Genomic DNA, 18,855 nt, shown 5'->3' on the forward strand with positions numbered 1-18,855 from the left:
AGCGACTGTATTTATGATATGGCAAGCTGGCGGAATATATAAAGCGATTTATAGGCCTGTAATTCGACAATATCAAGGGATATATGTGAGAGAATCACACCATACGGTAGATTTTGTAGACTTAAAAAAGGGGGACGAAGAAAAAACGTTTTATATAGCTTGGCTTGCTATGGGAAAAAATGGAGATCTTAGAAAAAACGAAAAATATAAGGTGTATTATGAAAAAAATACAGAAATAATTGTGAAAATACGGAAAATTTCATAATCATATAATCCATAATGTATCCACAACCGCCATTATCATTTTCAGATAATGGCGGTTGTAGTATAAACAGATAAAAGTAAAAAGGATAAATATGAAAACATCGAAAATAAAGAAAGGACAGATAACATGAAACAACTAATATGTACAATCTTAGGTATAATCAGTTCTGTAATCGCCTCCTTCTTTGGCGGATGGGATGCAGGACTTACAACACTGTTGATATTTATGGGATTAGATTATGTTTCCGGCTTAGTGGTTGCCGGAGTATTTAAGAACAGCCCCAAGACAGCTACCGGGGCACTTGAGAGCAAGGCCGGATGGAAAGGGCTGTGCAGAAAAGGAATGACGCTGGTATTTGTACTGATTGCATACCGGCTGGATCTGGTCATTGGGACGGATTATATCAGAAATGCAGTGATCATAGCATTCATTGCCAATGAAACCATTTCCCTTGTAGAAAATGCAGGTCTGATGGGAGTGCCATTACCGGATACGATCAACAAAGCAATTGATATTTTACAGAAGCGTGCAGGAGGTGAAGGATAATGGGATGGAAAGAATACAGTGACAAATTAAAAGAATGGTATGGCTACAGCGAGGCAAAGAATCAGGACGATATCATCATTGACATCTATAATTCACAGCGCCCGGCTGGATCGTATAAGATGAGTCACACAGATCCATGGTGTCATGCCACTGTATCAGCGGCAGCATATGCCTCCGGTAATGCCGGAAGCGTACCAAATACCTGCTATTGCCCGACTGGAATCCAGACATTTAAGCAATGGGGAAGATGGACGGGCCGGCAGGCAGATACCTACAATCCACAGCCGGGAGATATCGTATATTATGACTGGAATCATGATCAGATTTCGGATCATGTAGGGACGGTGATTGCACGTAATGGGAATATGCTGGTCGTAAGAGAAGGAAACCGGAACGATATGTTATGCGACAGACAGATTGATGTGAATTCCTCATACATTATGGGATACGGAATTCCGAGATGGGATGAAGCAGTAAAGGAAACGGTTACGGACAATCCGGCAGGAACAACCGGCAATCATACGAAGCTATCCGTAGATACTGATTCCTGGATTGCAAGAGTACAGGCGGAATGTAACAAGCAGGGATTTAGCAGCCAGAAAGTCGATGGAATAGCCGGAAAGAACACACTTGCAGGCTGCCCGATGATACGGAAAGGTGCGAAAGGGAACCTGACGGCATTGGTGCAGGAGAAGCTGAATGCTACAGGATATGACTGTGGTAAAGTTGATGGGATCTTCGGAGGCGGAACGGAAAAGGCTGTTAAGAATCTGCAGAAGGCACACGGACTGGTGCAGGACGGAATAGTGGGGAAGAGGACGTGGAGGATTTTGCTTGGGATGTGAGAAGAAATTTATTTACCAATGTGTTATTACGAGTTACAATGTTGAATGTAGATGATGGGGATTATGCGAAAGCAAAAACTAAGATAAGGAAAGCTGCAAATGGAGAATCAAAAGATAAGCCAGAGTGAAGATAAATTTTCTATGCTGGTCAGAGAAAAAATAATAATTACAATTTTATTTCTAATGGGAAGCATAATATTCTACAGTCTAACCAGAGTGGACACTGCAGGTCTGGTTTTGGGTATGTCATTAGGTACAATATTTGCAATTAAATTTATATACAATTTTAAATATTGTATTTATATGTATCTGGATTTTAAAGAAGAACCGAAAGTCGGTTGCTTAAAATTCCAGGATATGAAAACAAAAGAACTGGGAAAACTGATGGGAATTGTCGATTCGTATGAGATAGAACCGCAAGTGCTTGCTAAGGATCAGTGGTTCAGAGGAAAAATCTGGTTCTGCGTAGAAAAGAATACGATGGAGAACAGGATGATATTTGCGGTGCTCAATTGGATATATGGAGTGATTACTTCTTTGTTTTTTATAGACTCAGATTACAGACAAGTGGCATGGACAATCTTGTTATTTAAGAAGGAAACGTGTGCGTATAGAGGGATTTTTAAAGGGCAATTGTTTAAAGACATTTATAAAAGAGGAAAAGGGGATGTAGCGGAGGTCGTATATTACCCAAGATCAAGGCTTATCAAAGAACTTCGAGTCTGTGAAGATGTGATTGAAAAAGAAGAAATTACGGTCTGGCATGAAAAGAATAGGAGATATGAATTCATTTACATTGAGTGTTTGAATCCGGAAAGAGATGCTGATAGTTGGCTGCAAGAATTAATTAAAATATCGGAAGGTAAAAAGGTTTATTTTACGATTTTGAGTGATGGCAAAGTGAAGGGAATCCACCGGGGAAAAGTAAGTTATCATTGGGAGGATTTAGAACAAGGAATATATTCTTTTCAATTATCGAAATTTGATGAGAATGCAGTGACTACCGATATATTTAAGAACGATGCGGTGTATTTGACGATATGTCCACCAGAAAGTGAACTGACTCTGGATGATTATGCGAAGGAGAAGGATCCTATTATATGGGATATTGATGAAGGAAAAGTCTGCATGCAGATATATATTGCAAATGTGGAAGAAGGAGAGATTGTAGAGATTACGGGAGCTCCTGGTTTGAAAGAAATGGAGACTATATTGGGAAAATTAAAAGAAGAAGGGATAGCGGTTTAATGCCGATGATTTTTCCGAAAAAATTGGTAAAAAGGAGTTAAGACTCTGCAACATTGCAGAGTCTTAGGTGAAAAAGTGAAATTATATAATTATGCGATAAGAACATATAGAGTATATGTAATCAGAAGAATTTTTTTGTTAATTTTGACATTAGTACTGGAACCATTGGTAATTATAATGATGTTACCAGATGAGGAAGAGACGGTATTAATGAGGATTACGAGTATAATTTTTGGAATAGCGGCTAATATTGCATTTATATACAATATTATAGAGACAATAAAATTAATTTTAGATTTGAAAGAAGGACCTCAGAGTAGAAGTATGAGATTTATCGAAGGAACATGGGATGAGATAAATGTTCTCGATTATAAGTGGTATTGGGGATGGCTTAAATTCAGATATAGTGCAGCATATGTAAAAGGAAAGAATTATAGAAAATATATAAAATTAAGGGGGACTTTTTCTAGAGAAAAATGGGATAAAATAAATAGGATGAGCTCGCCAAGATTTGAAGTTGTGTATTTTCCACGTTCTAAGATTATGAAAGAATTGAGATAAGGATTTAATTCATCACAAATGTAAAAACAATCGCTATATGACACTTGCATGGTCTGATATGTACCCCTTTCACTGGATGTCCAGTAAAAGGGGTACATATCATTAATATCGGCGACTTTTTATTTGAACAAAAGCATGTAAGATATTACAATTATATTTACCAGTGTGTTAAACTGTAGCAAAGCATATTTCAAACAGAATCTAAGGTGACAAACACCGTCTATATTCTACTATATTTCAGAAATCTATGCTTTTATACCAAGAGGCGATAGAAAAGCAGGAGAGGACTGAAACGTATGTGAACTCCTGCAATAAAGGAGAATTGAATATGGTGAATTTTTGATGAGGAACAGAGCGGAAGTGATCAAAGTGAGTATCTATGAATATGATAGGGAATTTGAAGAGAAGAAGCTTAGGAAGGCCGAGTATGAGGCTGGACGTCAGGATGGGATTGAGATCGGACGTCAGGCGGGAATGTTAGATGGAATAAAAACTGGAGAAAAGAATGTTTTAAAAAGATTGATTAAAAAGCGGTTGAGCAAAGGAATGACCGCAGAAGAGATAGCAGATGATCTGGATGAGGATGTATCGCTTATTCGGACGTATATGGAAGAGCATCAGGATCAGTAAGACAATTGGAAGGATTAAGATAAAGAATGAACAAAAAGGAGTGTTGCAACGGATGAAATCATCCTCACAACACTCCTTGAATTTTCTCTTTATGTGCATTGCGCTTCGAACGAGTATCCCCAGACGTTACCTTGGTAGTTAACTCAGCCCAGGCACCCTTACGGCACCCGAGAGGTTCCGCTTAATGCTGCTTCATTCCTGACCTGACATGGTTCACGGAGTCCCGTCGCGTAAGACCCAAACATCAACGCCACTTTCCAAGGGCAGCTCTACAAATACAAGCCCTCTGCGCAATATCACCCCTGCTATAGCGGATTGCAGGTGCAAGGTACCGCTAACACCCCGGCTGCACGGTTCAATATTTTAACGTGTTTTGCCCGAAAAGTCAACAGTTTACGGGGAGGAATTTTAGGGGAATTTTGCCAATTACAATACGAAGCATTGGAACGATAAAGTTGATATTTATATAATGCGGGAACGATAAGCGGAAAATAAAAGGAAACGTTGTCAAAAGCAGGTAGTGACTTTATAATATTGTAGTATACGGGAACTTATTTGAAAGGAAATAATAAGAACGATGAAGATATTATTGGCAGCGGTGAACGCAAAATATATACATTCCAATCTGGCGGTATACAGCCTGAAAGCATATGCGAAGGATCCGGCGGTGGAGATTGGGGAATATACGATCAACCAGCAAAAAGACGATATCCTGATGGATATCTATAAGAAGAAACCGGATATTCTCTGTTTCTCATGCTATATCTGGAATCTGGATTACGTAGAAGAGCTGGTACTGGAGATCGGAAAACTGCGTCCGGATATGCCAATCTGGCTTGGCGGCCCGGAGGTGTCTTATGATGCGAAAGAAGTATTAAGACGCCTTCCCTGCGTCAAAGGTGTGATGAAGGGCGAGGGAGAGAAGACATTTCTGGAACTCTGTAAAATTTACAGAAAATCCTGGGATGATGCCTATGCCGTAGAAGAAAAAAGTGAGAAAGAGGGTATATCCGATCATACAGTGGAAAACACATGTGGATATCAGGCTGCATCCGGGGATAACTCCTGGATAAATCCGGAAATTGTGGATAATGAGCTGAAAGGTGTGCTTGGAATTACGTTCCGCATGGATAGCGTGAGCAGTAAAAATGATGCTTTGAATGAGGAAACACATTCCGGGGATACCATGATAGTTGAAAACCCATGGCGCCCGATCATGGATCTGAGTGAAGTCCCATTTGTCTATCATCATATGGAAGATTTTGAACACAAGATCATATATTATGAGACGAGCAGAGGATGTCCGTTCTCATGCAGTTACTGTCTGTCTTCGGTAGATAAGCGTCTGAGATTCCGGGATATCGAACTGGTGAAAAAAGAGCTTCAATTCTTCTTGGATCACAAAGTACCTCAGGTGAAATTCGTGGACCGTACATTTAACTGCAAGCACGAACATAGCATTGCTATCTGGAAATATATCATGGAACATGACAATGGCATTACGAATTTCCATTTTGAGGTGGCAGCAGATATCTTAAATGAAGAAGAACTGGAACTTTTAGAACAGATGCGTCCGGGACTGGTGCAGTTAGAAATAGGTGTGCAGTCAACAAATATGAAGACGATTCAGGAAATCCACCGTGTCATGGATTTTGAAAAAGTATCGAAGATTGTACGCAGGATACAGGATGCAGGCAATGTCCATCAGCATCTGGATCTGATCGCGGGGCTTCCATATGAAGACGTAGAAAGCTTCGCACATTCATTTGACGATGTCTATGCGCTGAAGCCGGAGCAGTTGCAGCTTGGTTTTCTGAAGGTACTTAAGGGATCATTCATGCAGGAGCATCAGGAAGAATACGGAATCGTGCACAAGGCGCATCCGCCGTATGAAGTACTGTATACAAAGTGGATTTCTTACGAAGATGTACTCCGTCTGAAAGGAATCGAAGAGATGGTGGAGGTCTACTATAACAGCCGTCAATTCACCCACACGATGGAAGAACTGGAAAAAGAATATGATTCGGCATTCGCCATGTATGACCGTCTTGCTGCTTATTATGAGGAGAATGGATATCATGCAGTGCAGCACAAGCGAAGTGCAAGGTATGAGATTCTGCTGAACTATGTACGGACTTATCACAAGGAGCAAGAGGACAGATTCCGTGAAGTGCTGACATACGATTATTATCTGAGAGAGAATGCGAAGAGCCGCCCGGAATTCGCAGGGGAATATCTGGTGACGAAGGATGTGGCAAGAGCTTTTTATGAAAATGAAGAAGAGACGCATAAGTATCTTCCGGATTATGGAAAATATGACAGAAACCAGATGCGTAAGATGACTCATCTGGAATATTTTAAACTTGCAGATGCATATATATTATTCGATTACCAGAACCGGAATCCGTTGAACCAGGAAGCAAGAGTCTGTAGAGTTGGGAGATAAATATTATGAAAAAACGTACAGGAGAGATACTGCAGATTTTAGATGCGCAGTATGGGACAGAATTCATCTGCTATCTGAATTATGAGACGCCGTGGCAGCTTCTGATCGCCACGATGCTAAGTGCCCAGTGTACAGATGCAAGAGTTAATATCGTGACGAAAGATCTGTTTCAGAAGTACCGGTCTGTCGATGCATTTGCGGATGCAGACCTAAAGGAACTGGAACAGGATATCAAACCTACCGGGTTCTATCATAATAAGGCGAAGAATATCATTGCATGTATGAAAGATATCCGGGATAAATTCGATGGGGAGGTTCCATCGGAGTTATCAGACCTTCTAAGCCTTGCGGGAGTGGGCAGAAAGACAGCAAATGTAATCCGCGGCAATATCTATCACATCCCAAGCGTAGTTGTAGATACGCATGTAAAAAGGATCACCAACCGGCTTGGACTTACGAAGAATCAGGATCCGGATAAGATCGAGCAGGATCTGATGAAAGAGCTTCCGGAGGATCACTGGATACTCTGGAATATTCATATCATCACGTTTGGCCGTACGATCTGTACCGCAAGAAGCCCAAAATGTGAGGATTGTTTCTTGCAAAAATATTGTAAAGAGTATAAAATGTAGAGAAACGCGTTAGTGAAATGTAGTGATGAAGGATTGCGGGAGCAGCATAGCTTCAGAGTAGTCCATAATATCAGTTAGAATTAAAGAAGGTAAAAGTATGAATTTCAACAATAAGAAAACAAGAAGAATTGTATCAATTGTTGTGCTTATCGTCATTATTGCCATGGTGGCAACGATGATTATTCCGTATCTTGTGTAAATGCCGGAGGCAGGTCTTGCAGACCAGATTGTAGAAACGGGAAAATATAAGGAATAAAAGAGAGTAATTATAGAGATTTATTTTTTATAAATATAACAGGATAAAGGGGAACATAACAAGGATGAAGTTAGAGACACAGACAGAACAGCTTATAAGTGAAACAGTGACCGTCTACGGTTTGTCACCGCAGATAGGTGTTCATGCACTTGCACAGACCGTGAATGCACTGGCGGCACAGGGGGCGGTTTTTTCTGTCTGCCCGGAAATAACAGAAGATGAGGATAATGAGACGGATCAGGTCTTAGAATCAGATAAAGAGAGCCTGGATGACGAAAAAACATTTGCAAGTGTAAGCGTACAGATCGCCTATCCGGAATACGTGTTCAAATCCAGAATCCACAAAATCGAAAAACTTCTGAAAAAAGCTTGTAAAAAATATCATATAGACCTTGTTCAGGTACAGGCATCCGCGAATCCTGCGGTACAGGTAATCGCAGTAACGGTTACCGGAATCGCAAAAGCGCCAAAGGAAGAAGCCTGGAATCTGGAAACCGCACGAGCCTGTAGAGACATTGTACTCGTTGGGAACGTGGGCATGGATGGTATGCTCAGAATCACAGAAGAAAAAGAACAGGAACTTAAGACCCGCTTTGCACCGGTTTTCTTAAAGCAGATACTATCTTACGGACAGCAGATCTTTGCTTTGAGAGAAATAGAAGTCGCAAAAGCCGGGGGCGCATTTGTCGTACGTCAGATCGCGGACGGCGGAATCTTGGCAGCACTGTGGAATCTGGCACTGGAACTGGATCAGGGACTGGATCTTGATATGAAGAGGTTTTCCATTTTGCAGGAAACAATAGAGGTATGTGAACATTTCCGGCTGAATCCATACCAGATGATATCCACAGGAAGTTTTCTGGCAGTGACTGACAATGGGGAAGTACTGGCAGATGCGCTGAACAATCAGGGGATTACAGCAGCAGTAATCGGACATACAACAGACAACAATGACAAGATTATAAGAAATGGAGAAGAGACGCGCTATATCGACCGTCCGGCTCCGGATGAAATCTTGAAGCTTTATAGCGGAGGTATGAATGATGGAAGAATTAAGAAAGCAGATACTTCTGTATCTGGAGAAACATAGCAGGGTAGATCTTGGAGAACTGGCAGTTCTTCTTGGATCAGATGAGGTAACCGTAGCAAATGAGATATCAGCAATGGAAAGAGCTAAGATCATCTGTGGCTACCACACACTGATTGACTGGGATAAGACAGGAACAGAGTATGTAAATGCTCTGATCGAAGTAAAAGTAACACCACAAAGAGACACAGGATTTGATAAGACGGCAGAGAGAATCTGTAATTATCCAGAAGTGTCGGCTGTGTATCTGATCTCAGGGGACTTTGATATGATGGTCCTGATCGAAGGAAAGACTCTACAGGAAGTGTCAAAGTTCGTATCAAGTAAATTATCACCGATCGAAGATGTAACAGGAACCAGTACACAGTTCGTACTGAAAAAATATAAAGACCACGGAACAGTCATGTTCGGACAGAAAAAACCAGAAAGGATGCTTGTAACACCATGATGAGAAATCCATTATCCAAAAAAATTACAGGCATCGAACCATCGGGAATCCGTAAATTCTTTGATCTGGTAAGTGAGATGCCGGATGCAATATCTCTTGGTGTAGGTGAACCGGATTTTGATACACCATGGAGAATCAGAGAGGAAGGTATCTATACCCTGGAGCAGGGAAAGACTTTCTATACATCGAATGCAGGTCTTAAGGATCTGAAGATAGAGATCAGCAAATATTTAGACCGGAAGATCCATGTAGAATATGATCCAAATCATGAGATTATGGTAACTGTCGGAGGTAGTGAAGGAATCGATGTAGCACTTCGTGCTATGCTGGATCCGGGAGATGAAGTCCTGATCCCACAGCCAAGCTATGTATCTTATGTACCATGTACGATCCTTGCAGATGGTAATCCGGTTGTTATTCCTCTTCAGGAGAAGAATGAATTCAAGCTGACAGCAGAAGAATTAGAAGCTGCGATTACACCAAAGACGAAGATGCTGGTTATGCCATTCCCGAATAATCCGACTGGATCAATTATGACAAAAGAAGATCTGGAGCCGGTTGCAGAAGTGGTAAAAAGACATGATCTGTATGTACTTTCTGATGAAATCTATTCCGAACTTACATATAAGACAGAGCACGTGTCCATTGCATCTCTTCCGGGAATGAAGGAAAGAACACTGGTGATCAACGGATTTTCCAAAGGATTTGCAATGACCGGATGGAGACTTGGTTACATCTGTGGACCATCTGTGATCATAGAACAGATGTTAAAAATCCATCAGTTTGCAATCATGTGCGCGCCGACAAACAGCCAGTATGCGGCTGTTGAAGCGCTGCGTCACTGTGAAGATGAAGTGCAGGAGATGAGAAATGCATACAACCAGAGACGAAGATATCTGGTCAATGAATTTGCAAAGATGAAGTTAGAATGCTTCGAACCATTTGGTGCATTCTATATCTTCCCGAGTATCAAGGAATTCGGTATGACCTCTGAAGAATTTGCAATGAGGTTCCTCGAAGAGGAAAAGGTTGCAGTCGTACCGGGAAGTGCATTTGGAGCCAGTGGTGAGGGATTCCTCCGGGTATCTTATGCGTACTCACTGGAGGATCTGAAAGAGGCAATTGGAAGACTTAGCCGGTTTGTTGAGAGACTTAGAAGTCAGAAGTAAAAGTATTCACAGATGGATAGAAAGATAGAGATGTCAATCTATAAAAGGTGAAATATAAGAAGTCAGAGAAGCTGCCGGAGGCAGGATCTATAACTGAATAAAAGGAAGTCGTTAGGAAATTGAGATATTAGAGTGTGTCTGATAGAAATCTGATTTTAATTTTCTTAACGGCTTTTTTTATCTGAAATTGGTGTAAGAGTAACGTCAGCTGCCTGGAATTAAGATTTACATTATGGAAGTTATTTTTATATTTTACAAAAATTTCCATATAAAATTATTGACTTGGAGCAAACTCTAAGTGTTATAGTAATGGACGGAATGTAATAAATAACACATAAAATGAGAATAATGAATGTGGCAGTTCGCAGAACAGACAGCTTACAGGAATACTTTTAAGACATGCTCTAAAGAACTGCAACGAGAAAGGTGGTGTCTGAATTGACGATAAAAGAAGTAAGTGAAAAATATGACATTTCCGCTGATACCCTGCGTTACTATGAGCGTATTGGGATGATTCCGGAAGTAACACGTACGGCGAGCGGAATCAGGGACTATCAGGAATCAGATCTTGGCTGGGTGGAGCTTGTCATCTGCATGAGAAAAGCAGGACTTCCGGTAGAAGCACTGATTGAGTATGTGAAGTTATACCAGCAGGGAGACGAGACATTTGAAGCAAGACTTCAGCTCCTTTCAGAAGAAAGAGAGAAGTTAGAAGAGCAGAAAGCACAGGTAGAGACAGCAATCAAACGTCTGAATCATAAAATAGCCAGGTATGAAGAAGCAGTAAAAACAGGAGTATTAAACTGGGAGGAGAATCCATCATGTATATAGAACATATCAACGGACCAGAAGACGTAAAGAAATTAACAGTAGACCAGATGACAGTAATGGCAGGCGAGATGAGAGAGGCGCTGTTAAAAAGAGCCAGCATCCACGGCGGACATTTCGGACCAAACTTCGGTATGGTAGAGGCGACAATTGCACTGCACTATGTATTTGAGTCACCAAAAGATAAGATCGTATATGACGTATCACACCAGACATATCCACACAAAATGCTGACAGGAAGAAAGGATGCATATCTCTATGAAGATCACTATGATGATGTATCCGGATACAGCAATCCAAATGAGAGCGAGCACGATCATTTCACCGTAGGTCACACATCCACATCTGTAAGCCTTGCATGCGGTCTTGCAAAAGCAAGAGACTTAAAAGGCGAAGAAGGCAACGTGATCGCAGTGATCGGAGACGGATCTTTAAGCGGTGGTGAAGCATTAGAAGGTCTGGACTTTGCAGTAGAATTAGACGGCAACCTGATCATTGTTGTGAACGATAATGACATGTCAATCGCAGAGAACCACGGTGGATTATATAGTAATCTGAAACTGCTCCGTGAGACGGACGGACAGGCAGAATGCAACCTGTTCAAGGCTATGGGACTGGATTATATCTACGTAGATCATGGAAATGATGTCGGAGATCTGATCGAGGCATTCCAGAGCGTAAAAGACAGCAAAAAACCAGTTGTTGTCCATATCAACACATTAAAAGGAAAAGGATATGCACCTGCCGAAGAAAATAAAGAGGCTTGGCATTACAGCGGCCCGTTCGATATCGAGACAGGAGAAGCATTGGTAGATGAGACAGCAGAACCAGAAGAAGACTACTCAGATATTTCCTTAAATTACCTTCTGGATAAGATGAAAAAAGATCCTGCAGTTGTAGCAATTACATCCGGAACACCAACTGTAATGGGATTTACTGAGGATAAGAGACAGGAAGCCGGAAAACAGTTCGTAGATGTTGGGATCGCAGAAGAGACAGCTGTAGCACTCGCTTCCGGAATCGCTGCAAATGGTGGAAAACCAGTTTATGGTGTATACAGCACATTTGTACAGAGAACCTATGATCAGATTGCACAGGACCTCTGCATCAACAACAGTCCGGCAACGATCGTAACATTCTGGGGAACTGTATTTGGAATGAATGATGTGACACATCTTGGATTATATGACATCCCGATGATGGCAAATATCCCGAACCTCGTATATCTTGCGCCGACAACCAAGGAAGAATACCTGGCAATGCTTGACTGGAGTATTGAACAGAATGAGCATCCGGTAGCAATCAAGCTTCCGGGCGGCAGCGTAATCTCAGACGGAAAAGAGATTACAAAAGACTTTGGCGATCTGAACAAATACGAAGTTACACAGAAAGGTTCTAAGGTTGCAGTCATCGGACTTGGAACATTCTACGGACTTGGTAAAGAAGTGGCAGAAGAACTTAAGAATGTGACAGGTACAGATGCAACAGTAATCAATCCATACTACATCACAGGTATTGATGCAGACCTTCTGGAAGAACTTAAGAAAGAACATGATGTTGTTATTACCCTGGAAGATGGTATCCTTGACGGCGGATTCGGAGAGAAGATCGCAAGATTCTATGGAGATTCCGACATGAAGGTTCTGAATTTCGGACTGAAGAAAGAATTCCTGGACCGTTATGATGTGGCAGAAGTTCTGAAAGAGAATCATCTGACGAAAGAACAGATTGTGGAAGATATAATGAAGTTTATTTAATAATTGAATAAATAAGACGTATGTGATATACTACTATAAACAACCGCAATAAGGGTGGAAGGCCTCCTAAGATACATAGATAGGAGGTGGTGTAAATGAACAATAGAAATTTTGACTTTAAAGATTTAATGCAATTTGGTATGTTCATAATATCACTACTGACTTTTATATATTTGATATGTCAGTAGGAAATAGAAAACCCACCCTCTAAAAAGTCTTGGCGGACTGGGTGGATTTCTACTAGTCAATATGGCCAACCACTTTGAGCGGTTGTTTTTCTTTGTAATTATAATATCATAGAAATATATCTTTAGCAAGTAATATAAAAGTAAAAGAAAAATTTTTGCTTGTGATTTGTTGGTATGCCAACAGCTAAAATCATGTAAAATAAGATAGAATCATACTATCAACAATTAAAAAAATACATGCGAAAAGAAAGCGGGGACACACACATGGATCACATATATGACGTAATCATCCTTGGCGCCGGTCCGGCGGGATTAAGCGCAGGATTATATGCAGGCAGAAGCAGACTGGATACTTTAATTATTGAAAAAGGACAGGCCGGCGGCCAGATTATCAACACAGACGAAATAGAAAACTATCCGGGACAGATCGTAGAAGGCGAAACAGGAGTTTCTCTTGTACGCAGAATGTACGAACAGACAGAACAGTTTGGCGCGGAACATGTCCGCGATACGATCATAAATGTAGAGCTGGATGGAGATATCAAAGTCCTGACAGGCGAAAAAGATACTTATCAGGCAAAAAATATCATCATCGCAACCGGTGCATACGCAAGACCGATCGGATGCAAAGGAGAGCAGGAGTACAAAGGACGCGGCATCTCTTACTGTGCGACCTGTGATGCGAACTTCTTTACGGATCTGGAAGTCTATGTAGCCGGCGGCGGAGACGCAGCGGTGGAAGAAGCACTGTACCTTACAAAATTCGCCAGAAAAGTTACGATCATCCACAGAAGGGATGAGCTGCGTGCAGCAAAGTCTATCCAGGAAAAAGCATTTGCCAATCCGAAGATTGCATTCCTGTGGGATTCGGTAGTCGAAGAAGTGGGTGGCGACGGACTGCTCCAGACGATGACGGTGAAGAATGTAAAGACCGGGGAACTTACGAAGATAGAAGCTGACCCAAAAGACGGCTTGTTCGGTCTCTTCGGATTCATCGGTATGATCCCGAATACCGGCGTGTTTGCTGATGAAGTGGAGACGGATGATAAGGGATACATTAAGACGGATGAGGACATGCATACCAATGTACCGGGTGTGTATGCAGCAGGAGATGTAAGAGTCAAGAGCCTGCGCCAGGTTGTGACTGCGGTGGCGGACGGTGCGATTGCGGCAGTGCAGGTGGAGAGAAGTATGTCTGAATATTAGAAACATCCGGCAGAAATGATAATATGTTTCTGCCGGATATTTTTTATATGGAATGCGTTTCCACTGAAACTGTCTTCGGTGTAATCTCCCGGTTCCGGTATTTCGCAGGAGTAATATGCAATTCTTTCTTGAACGCCCGAATAAATGTCTCAGGGTTCTCATATCCGAGAATCTCACTGATATCCGCAACTGACTTCTGCGTATTGATCAGAAGCCTTTCTGCCTTCTGAATCCGAAGCAACCGTTTCCAACTATTAAAAGACTGTCCGGTTGATTTTGCATATAAAAATATATTCAAAAATCCGCCAGTGGCAAATGTTTTACTTCGATTTGGATAAGACGAAATGGAATAATGTATAATAAAATATGGAAAATATACTTGATAAATGGAATGATATATAATAAAATATGGAAAACAACATCAGAAATATAGATTACCACATGTTCAGAAGAATCCGTCGATGGAGAGTCCTGTAGAAGGAAGGAGATGATCCGATGACTGTAGAAGAGATGAAAAAGAAGAAAACAGAATTAGGTTTCAGTTGCGAGCAGATATCAGATCGTTCCGGGGTACCATTGGGAACGGTACAAAAGATATTCAGCGGAATAACCAAGAGGCCAAGATATGACACAATTTGTCAGTTGGAAAAAGCATTTCCGATTGAACATATTATATTTACGGATAATTCTGGACGAGATTACAAAGCGTCTGGAAACATGACATCACCAGAATATATGAAAGAACCTGCTTCTGATTTATATTCTGATATGATAAAAGAAAGCACATCGGCTTATCACATTTACGGAGATGGAGCAGATCATGAGGATGATATCTGGAAACATTTCCATGGGAAAAAGCAGGGAGAATACACTCTGAGAGAATATGAAGCGATTCCGGACGAATATAGAGTAGAATTGATTGACGGAGTCATCTACGACCTGAATACGCCAACCACGATCCATCAGCAGCTTGCATTTGAAATCAGCATCAGATTAAGAGAGTACATCCGACAGAACAAAGGATTATGCATGGTTCTTCCGTCACCTGTCAGTGTACAGCTGGATGAAGATGATAGGACGATGATACAGCCGGATGTCGTGATATGCTGCGACAGGGATAAAATCCTTCGAAGTCATGTCTATGGAGCACCGGATATGGTAATTGAGATATTATCACCATCCACAAGAAAAAAAGATATGGGATTAAAACTGAAAAAATATATCACTGCAAGAGTCAGAGAATACTGGATGGTTGACCCGGATAAGAAAAAAGTTGTAGTATATGACTTGGAACATAATGAATTACCGGCTATCTATAGTTTTGAAGACCAGGTGCCGGTGAATATATTTGCTGGAAAATGTCAGATTGACTTTTCGGAAATATACAGCTATATAGAATTTTTATTTGAAAAAGAGTAGGATGCATTTTCAGTGCAATCCATATTTGATTTTGTAAAAGTAAGTTAGTGAAAAACGGAGGAACATAACATGTTAAACATCGTACTACACGAACCAGAGATCCCGGCAAACACAGGCAATATCGGAAGAACCTGCGTAGCCACCAACACCAGATTACACCTGATCGAGCCACTCGGCTTCCGCTTAAATGAAAAGAACTTAAAGCGTGCCGGCATGGATTACTGGGAGCATCTGGATGTCAGAACCTATATTGATTACAATGATTTCCTGGAAAAGAACCCGGGAGCCAAGATCTACATGGCAACGACAAAAGCACCAAAGGTATATACAGAAGTGAACTATGAACCGGACTGTTACATCATGTTCGGAAAAGAAAGTGCCGGAATCCCGGAAGAGATTCTGGTAGATCATAAAGAAGACTGCGTGCGTATCCCGATGGTAGGCGATATCCGCTCACTGAACCTTGGCAACTCGGTTGCGATCGTGCTTTACGAAGCACTCAGGCAGAACGGATTTGCAGGTATGAATCTGGAGGGACATCTTCACGAATTACACTGGTAAGAGCTTGTATAAATTTCATATTGTCTAGACAAAATAAGGATATTGTCCGTTTTCTTTAAGAAAATGGAATGATATCCTTATTTTTATACCGTGGAATCCAAGAAAAGATGCGGTGTCAGGTTCTGCAGATGCAGATCATAAGGTGGACTTCGGCTGGTTTTGTCATGAGTTCCTACTTATTAATAATATATGCATATATGAACAAAAATAAAAAGAGAAAATGATAAAAATATATCAACTTGCCATACAATTTGCTGCAAATGTAATAAATGTATGGTAAAATTGCAAAAATAAGCTTATAATTTAAACTAGATTTTGCATATCAGAGTATGCAAGAGAAACTGCCGGCGGCAGGTTCTCTGTATTTTTAGAAAGAGAGGTGGTAGATGAATGGTAGAAGAAACCATTAAAACCATCAAGGAAACGGAAAATAAAGCGGATGAGATCATAAGAAAGGCTGATACGACGTGCACCGAGATCCTTGAAAACGCTGCTAAAGAAGCAAAAAAGATAAAAGAGCAGGCAGTGGCAGAAGCTAAACAAAAGGCAGAAGCAGATTTTTTGAAAGTAAGAGAAGACGGAGAGAACCAAAAGGCAGAAGCATCTAAGATTACAGAGCAGGATATGGAAGCTTTGAAGGCTCTGGCGGAGACAAAAGAAGAGGAGGCGGTAGCCGTAGTCATGGAAGCATTACTTGGCTGATGACAGAGAAAAGAAACACAATAAAATAAAAGGAGGGATGCAGTTATGGCAGTATTGCAGATGCAGCGAATCAGTATCTGCGCATTGAAAAGGGACCGGAAAGCGATTCTGGAACAACTGCAGTCCATGGGTGTAATGGAGATGCATCAGGTCGCGCAGGACGAGACCGGATTTGAAAAGATGGATACCCAGAGTGCAAAAGTCAGTTTTGAAAAACGGGTGCAGTTAACGGAAAATGCACTGGATGTGCTGAATCAATATGCACCTGAGAAAAAGTCCATGTTCGCAAGTCTGGAAGGGAATGAGCTGATTGACAAGGCCGACTGGGATGAAGTTGCTGTAAAACAGGAAGCAGTAATGGATGTGGCGGATCTTCTGATTGCAGATCATAAAAAAATCGCAGAAGCCCAGGCAGAGATCGTAAAGCTTCAGACCCAGATTGAGTCACTGGCTCCATGGATGAGTCTGGAAGTTCCGATGAATTATCCGGGAACCAAAAAGACGGCTATGTTTCTTGGAACAATAGCTGCGGACATGACACTTGAGATGGTCTATGAAAAGATCGCGGAAGATAATCCGGATCTGGAAGCATTTGACATATCGGTGATAAGTCAGGACAGGGATGCCGTATATCTAAGTGTCTTCTGTCTGAAAGAACAGGCCGCTGAAGTTGAAAATGCACTTCGGACCTGTGGATTTTCAAGACCGGCGATGGTGTCAGAAGAGATTCCGGCAGAAAGAAAGCAGAAGCTGGAAGCACAGATCGCACAGATACAGGCAGAGATAGCCGGTATCAAGGACGATATCAATGCGCATGCAAAAGACCGGGAAGAGTTAAAAATCATAGGCGACTATTACCGGATGCGCGCAGAAAAATATGAAGTATTAGGAACACTTCCACAGTCAAAACGTACATTTATCATCAGTGGATATGCTGCAAAGGAAGTCATTCCTGCAGTGGAAAAAGCAATTGGTGAAGCTTATGACTGTGTAATAGATGTGGAAGAATTAAAAGAAGATGAAGAACCTCCGGTACTCCTTAAGAATAATGGATTTTCCGAAAGTGTGGAGGGTGTGTTGGAATCTTACGGACTTCCGCATAAGGGAGAGATTGATCCGACAACGATTATGTCATTCTTCTATGTATTTTTCTTTGGAATGATGCTGTCGGATGCGGCCTATGGTGCAATTATCGCAATCGTGTGTCTGGTAGTTCTTAAGAAATTCCCACGCATGAGTGCGGGCATGAGAAAATCCATGAAAATGTTCATGTACTGTGGACTTTCCACCCTTGTATGGGGAGTCTTGTTCGGTGGATATTTTGGAGATGTAGTAGATGTTGTATCAAGCACATTCTTTGGAAAAGAGCTGACGATCAAGCCGTTATGGTTCGCACCGTTGAATGATCCGATGAAACTTCTGATCTATTCGATGGGATTTGGTCTGGTGCATTTGTTCGTCGGACTGGGAATCAAGGGATATATGTTACTAAAAGACGGAAAGGTACTGGATTTCTTCTGTGATATCGTACTTTGGTACATTTTCCTGATCGGACTGATCATGATGTTACTTCCGTCAGATATCTTTGCTTCAATCGCACAGACGAAGATCGTGTTCCCGGCAGCATTGGTTACATTATCGAAAGCACTGGCAATCATCGGAGCAGTCGGACTGTTACTGATGTCCGGAAGATCCAGCAAGAACCCGGCGCTCAGACTTGCGCTTGGTGCGTATGATATCTATAACATCACAGGATGGTTAAGTGACGTATTATCATACTCCAGACTTCTGGCGCTTGGACTTGCGACAGGTGTTATTGCATCGGTTGTCAACCAGATGGGCAGTATGCTTGGTAAGAGCGTATTCGGAGTCATCTTATTTATCGTAGTATTTATAGTCGGACACACAATGAACCTGGCGATCAACCTGCTTGGTGCATATGTCCACACCAACCGACTTCAGTTTGTGGAATTCTTTGGAAAATTCTATGAAGGCGGTGGAAAACCTTTCGAACCGTTTCGTGCGGAGACAAAATATGTAGATATTAAGGAGGAAAAATAG

At 41.5% G+C, this 18,855-nt stretch carries 20 protein-coding genes and 1 other RNA gene; 19 read left to right on the top strand and 2 right to left on the bottom strand.

Going from position 1 to position 18,855, the window contains the following annotated elements; all coding sequences use genetic code 11:
* From ACWJAF_RS10840 to ACWJAF_RS10870, 7 genes are all read left to right on the top strand, one after another.
* Positions 1-265 (top strand): hypothetical protein (locus ACWJAF_RS10840; RefSeq protein WP_448863879.1); only part of this gene is annotated, 265 nt, incomplete at its 5' end.
* 126 nt (positions 266-391) lie between these two features.
* Positions 392-811: a phage holin family protein gene (locus ACWJAF_RS10845; RefSeq protein WP_448863880.1), complete on the top strand. Its 420-nt coding sequence runs from the start codon at positions 392-394 to the stop codon at positions 809-811.
* A complete protein-coding gene (locus ACWJAF_RS10850) occupies positions 811-1,656 on the top strand; it encodes a peptidoglycan-binding protein (RefSeq protein ID WP_448863882.1) in 846 nt (281 codons plus the stop codon). The genes ACWJAF_RS10845 and ACWJAF_RS10850 overlap by 1 nt, the downstream gene beginning before the upstream one ends.
* Positions 1,653-1,784: a hypothetical protein gene (locus ACWJAF_RS10855; RefSeq protein WP_448863884.1), complete on the top strand. Its 132-nt coding sequence runs from the start codon at positions 1,653-1,655 to the stop codon at positions 1,782-1,784. The genes ACWJAF_RS10850 and ACWJAF_RS10855 overlap by 4 nt, the downstream gene beginning before the upstream one ends.
* Positions 1,756-2,904 carry a hypothetical protein gene (locus ACWJAF_RS10860; RefSeq protein WP_448863886.1) on the top strand — a complete coding sequence of 383 codons (1,149 nt, stop codon included), beginning with the start codon at positions 1,756-1,758 and terminating at the stop codon, positions 2,902-2,904. The genes ACWJAF_RS10855 and ACWJAF_RS10860 overlap by 29 nt, the downstream gene beginning before the upstream one ends.
* 75 nt (positions 2,905-2,979) lie before the next feature.
* The gene (locus tag ACWJAF_RS10865) at positions 2,980-3,465 is read left to right on the top strand and encodes a hypothetical protein (RefSeq protein WP_448863888.1); all 486 of its coding nucleotides are present in this window, start codon (positions 2,980-2,982) and stop codon (positions 3,463-3,465) included.
* Between the two features lie 342 nt (positions 3,466-3,807).
* A complete protein-coding gene (locus ACWJAF_RS10870) occupies positions 3,808-4,095 on the top strand; it encodes a hypothetical protein (protein WP_448863890.1) in 288 nt (95 codons plus the stop codon).
* 91 nt (positions 4,096-4,186) lie between these two features.
* Here ACWJAF_RS10870 and ffs read toward each other — a convergent pair.
* Positions 4,187-4,449: signal recognition particle sRNA large type (gene ffs, locus ACWJAF_RS10875), an RNA gene on the bottom strand.
* 223 nt (positions 4,450-4,672) lie between these two features.
* Here ffs and ACWJAF_RS10880 point away from each other — a divergent pair.
* The 8 genes from ACWJAF_RS10880 to trxB all read left to right on the top strand — a co-directional run bounded on the left by ACWJAF_RS10880 (position 4,673) and on the right by trxB (position 14,112).
* Complete coding sequence (locus ACWJAF_RS10880; protein WP_448863892.1) at positions 4,673-6,541, top strand: B12-binding domain-containing radical SAM protein; 1,869 nt, start codon at positions 4,673-4,675, stop codon at positions 6,539-6,541.
* Between the two features lie 5 nt (positions 6,542-6,546).
* The gene (gene nth / locus ACWJAF_RS10885) at positions 6,547-7,173 is read left to right on the top strand and encodes an endonuclease III (RefSeq protein WP_296033268.1); all 627 of its coding nucleotides are present in this window, start codon (positions 6,547-6,549) and stop codon (positions 7,171-7,173) included.
* A 320-nt stretch (positions 7,174-7,493) separates the two neighbouring features.
* Positions 7,494-8,519: an AIR synthase-related protein gene (locus ACWJAF_RS10890; RefSeq protein ID WP_448863895.1), complete on the top strand. Its 1,026-nt coding sequence runs from the start codon at positions 7,494-7,496 to the stop codon at positions 8,517-8,519.
* Positions 8,473-8,964, top strand: a complete 492-nt coding sequence (locus tag ACWJAF_RS10895) for an Lrp/AsnC family transcriptional regulator (protein WP_296033276.1) — start codon at positions 8,473-8,475, stop codon at positions 8,962-8,964. The genes ACWJAF_RS10890 and ACWJAF_RS10895 overlap by 47 nt, the downstream gene beginning before the upstream one ends.
* On the top strand, positions 8,964-10,133 hold the full coding sequence (locus ACWJAF_RS10900) for an aminotransferase class I/II-fold pyridoxal phosphate-dependent enzyme (RefSeq protein ID WP_296033275.1): 1,170 nt from the start codon (positions 8,964-8,966) through the stop codon (positions 10,131-10,133). Before ACWJAF_RS10895 ends, ACWJAF_RS10900 begins: the two co-directional genes overlap by 1 nt.
* A gap of 438 nt (positions 10,134-10,571) precedes the next feature.
* Positions 10,572-10,964, top strand: a complete 393-nt coding sequence (locus tag ACWJAF_RS10905) for a MerR family transcriptional regulator (RefSeq protein WP_296033265.1) — start codon at positions 10,572-10,574, stop codon at positions 10,962-10,964.
* A complete protein-coding gene (locus tag ACWJAF_RS10910) occupies positions 10,955-12,718 on the top strand; it encodes a 1-deoxy-D-xylulose-5-phosphate synthase (protein ID WP_448863899.1) in 1,764 nt (587 codons plus the stop codon). Before ACWJAF_RS10905 ends, ACWJAF_RS10910 begins: the two co-directional genes overlap by 10 nt.
* A gap of 452 nt (positions 12,719-13,170) precedes the next feature.
* A complete protein-coding gene (gene trxB, locus ACWJAF_RS10915) occupies positions 13,171-14,112 on the top strand; it encodes a thioredoxin-disulfide reductase (RefSeq protein WP_448863901.1) in 942 nt (313 codons plus the stop codon).
* Between the two features lie 43 nt (positions 14,113-14,155).
* Here the strand turns inward: trxB and ACWJAF_RS10920 are convergent, their stop codons facing one another.
* A complete protein-coding gene (locus ACWJAF_RS10920) occupies positions 14,156-14,410 on the bottom strand; it encodes a helix-turn-helix domain-containing protein (protein WP_448863903.1) in 255 nt (84 codons plus the stop codon).
* Between the two features lie 197 nt (positions 14,411-14,607).
* Here ACWJAF_RS10920 and ACWJAF_RS10925 point away from each other — a divergent pair, with 197 nt between their 5' ends.
* From ACWJAF_RS10925 to ACWJAF_RS10940, 4 genes are all read left to right on the top strand, one after another.
* Positions 14,608-15,531: a Uma2 family endonuclease gene (locus tag ACWJAF_RS10925; protein ID WP_448863905.1), complete on the top strand. Its 924-nt coding sequence runs from the start codon at positions 14,608-14,610 to the stop codon at positions 15,529-15,531.
* A gap of 69 nt (positions 15,532-15,600) precedes the next feature.
* Positions 15,601-16,092, top strand: coding sequence for a tRNA (cytidine(34)-2'-O)-methyltransferase (locus tag ACWJAF_RS10930; protein WP_117597592.1), 492 nt, complete (start codon positions 15,601-15,603; stop codon positions 16,090-16,092).
* A 390-nt stretch (positions 16,093-16,482) separates the two neighbouring features.
* Positions 16,483-16,794 (top strand): hypothetical protein, encoded by a 312-nt coding sequence (locus ACWJAF_RS10935; protein WP_448863907.1) that lies wholly within the window; start codon positions 16,483-16,485, stop codon positions 16,792-16,794.
* Positions 16,795-16,839: 45 nt separating this feature from the next.
* Positions 16,840-18,855, top strand: coding sequence for a V-type ATP synthase subunit I (locus tag ACWJAF_RS10940; protein WP_448863909.1), 2,016 nt, complete (start codon positions 16,840-16,842; stop codon positions 18,853-18,855).

This window comes from Dorea sp., assembly GCF_977044405.1.

What these genes read in the sequence shown, in the direction of transcription:
- ACWJAF_RS10925 (WP_448863905.1), top strand. Translation starts at nt 14,608, where the DNA reads ATGACTGTAGAAGAGATGAAAAAGAAGAAAACAGAATTAGGTTTCAGT.
- ACWJAF_RS10890 (WP_448863895.1), top strand. Translation starts at nt 7,494, where the DNA reads ATGAAGTTAGAGACACAGACAGAACAGCTTATAAGTGAAACAGTGACC.
- ACWJAF_RS10850 (WP_448863882.1), top strand. Translation starts at nt 811, where the DNA reads ATGGGATGGAAAGAATACAGTGACAAATTAAAAGAATGGTATGGCTAC.
- trxB (WP_448863901.1), top strand. Translation starts at nt 13,171, where the DNA reads ATGGATCACATATATGACGTAATCATCCTTGGCGCCGGTCCGGCGGGA.
- ACWJAF_RS10860 (WP_448863886.1), top strand. Translation starts at nt 1,756, where the DNA reads ATGGAGAATCAAAAGATAAGCCAGAGTGAAGATAAATTTTCTATGCTG.
- ACWJAF_RS10880 (WP_448863892.1), top strand. Translation starts at nt 4,673, where the DNA reads ATGAAGATATTATTGGCAGCGGTGAACGCAAAATATATACATTCCAAT.
- ACWJAF_RS10870 (WP_448863890.1), top strand. Translation starts at nt 3,808, where the DNA reads ATGAGGAACAGAGCGGAAGTGATCAAAGTGAGTATCTATGAATATGAT.
- ACWJAF_RS10930 (WP_117597592.1), top strand. Translation starts at nt 15,601, where the DNA reads ATGTTAAACATCGTACTACACGAACCAGAGATCCCGGCAAACACAGGC.
- nth (WP_296033268.1), top strand. Translation starts at nt 6,547, where the DNA reads ATGAAAAAACGTACAGGAGAGATACTGCAGATTTTAGATGCGCAGTAT.
- ACWJAF_RS10935 (WP_448863907.1), top strand. Translation starts at nt 16,483, where the DNA reads ATGGTAGAAGAAACCATTAAAACCATCAAGGAAACGGAAAATAAAGCG.
- ACWJAF_RS10940 (WP_448863909.1), top strand. Translation starts at nt 16,840, where the DNA reads ATGGCAGTATTGCAGATGCAGCGAATCAGTATCTGCGCATTGAAAAGG.
- ACWJAF_RS10895 (WP_296033276.1), top strand. Translation starts at nt 8,473, where the DNA reads ATGGAAGAATTAAGAAAGCAGATACTTCTGTATCTGGAGAAACATAGC.
- ACWJAF_RS10845 (WP_448863880.1), top strand. Translation starts at nt 392, where the DNA reads ATGAAACAACTAATATGTACAATCTTAGGTATAATCAGTTCTGTAATC.
- ACWJAF_RS10900 (WP_296033275.1), top strand. Translation starts at nt 8,964, where the DNA reads ATGAGAAATCCATTATCCAAAAAAATTACAGGCATCGAACCATCGGGA.
- ACWJAF_RS10910 (WP_448863899.1), top strand. Translation starts at nt 10,955, where the DNA reads ATGTATATAGAACATATCAACGGACCAGAAGACGTAAAGAAATTAACA.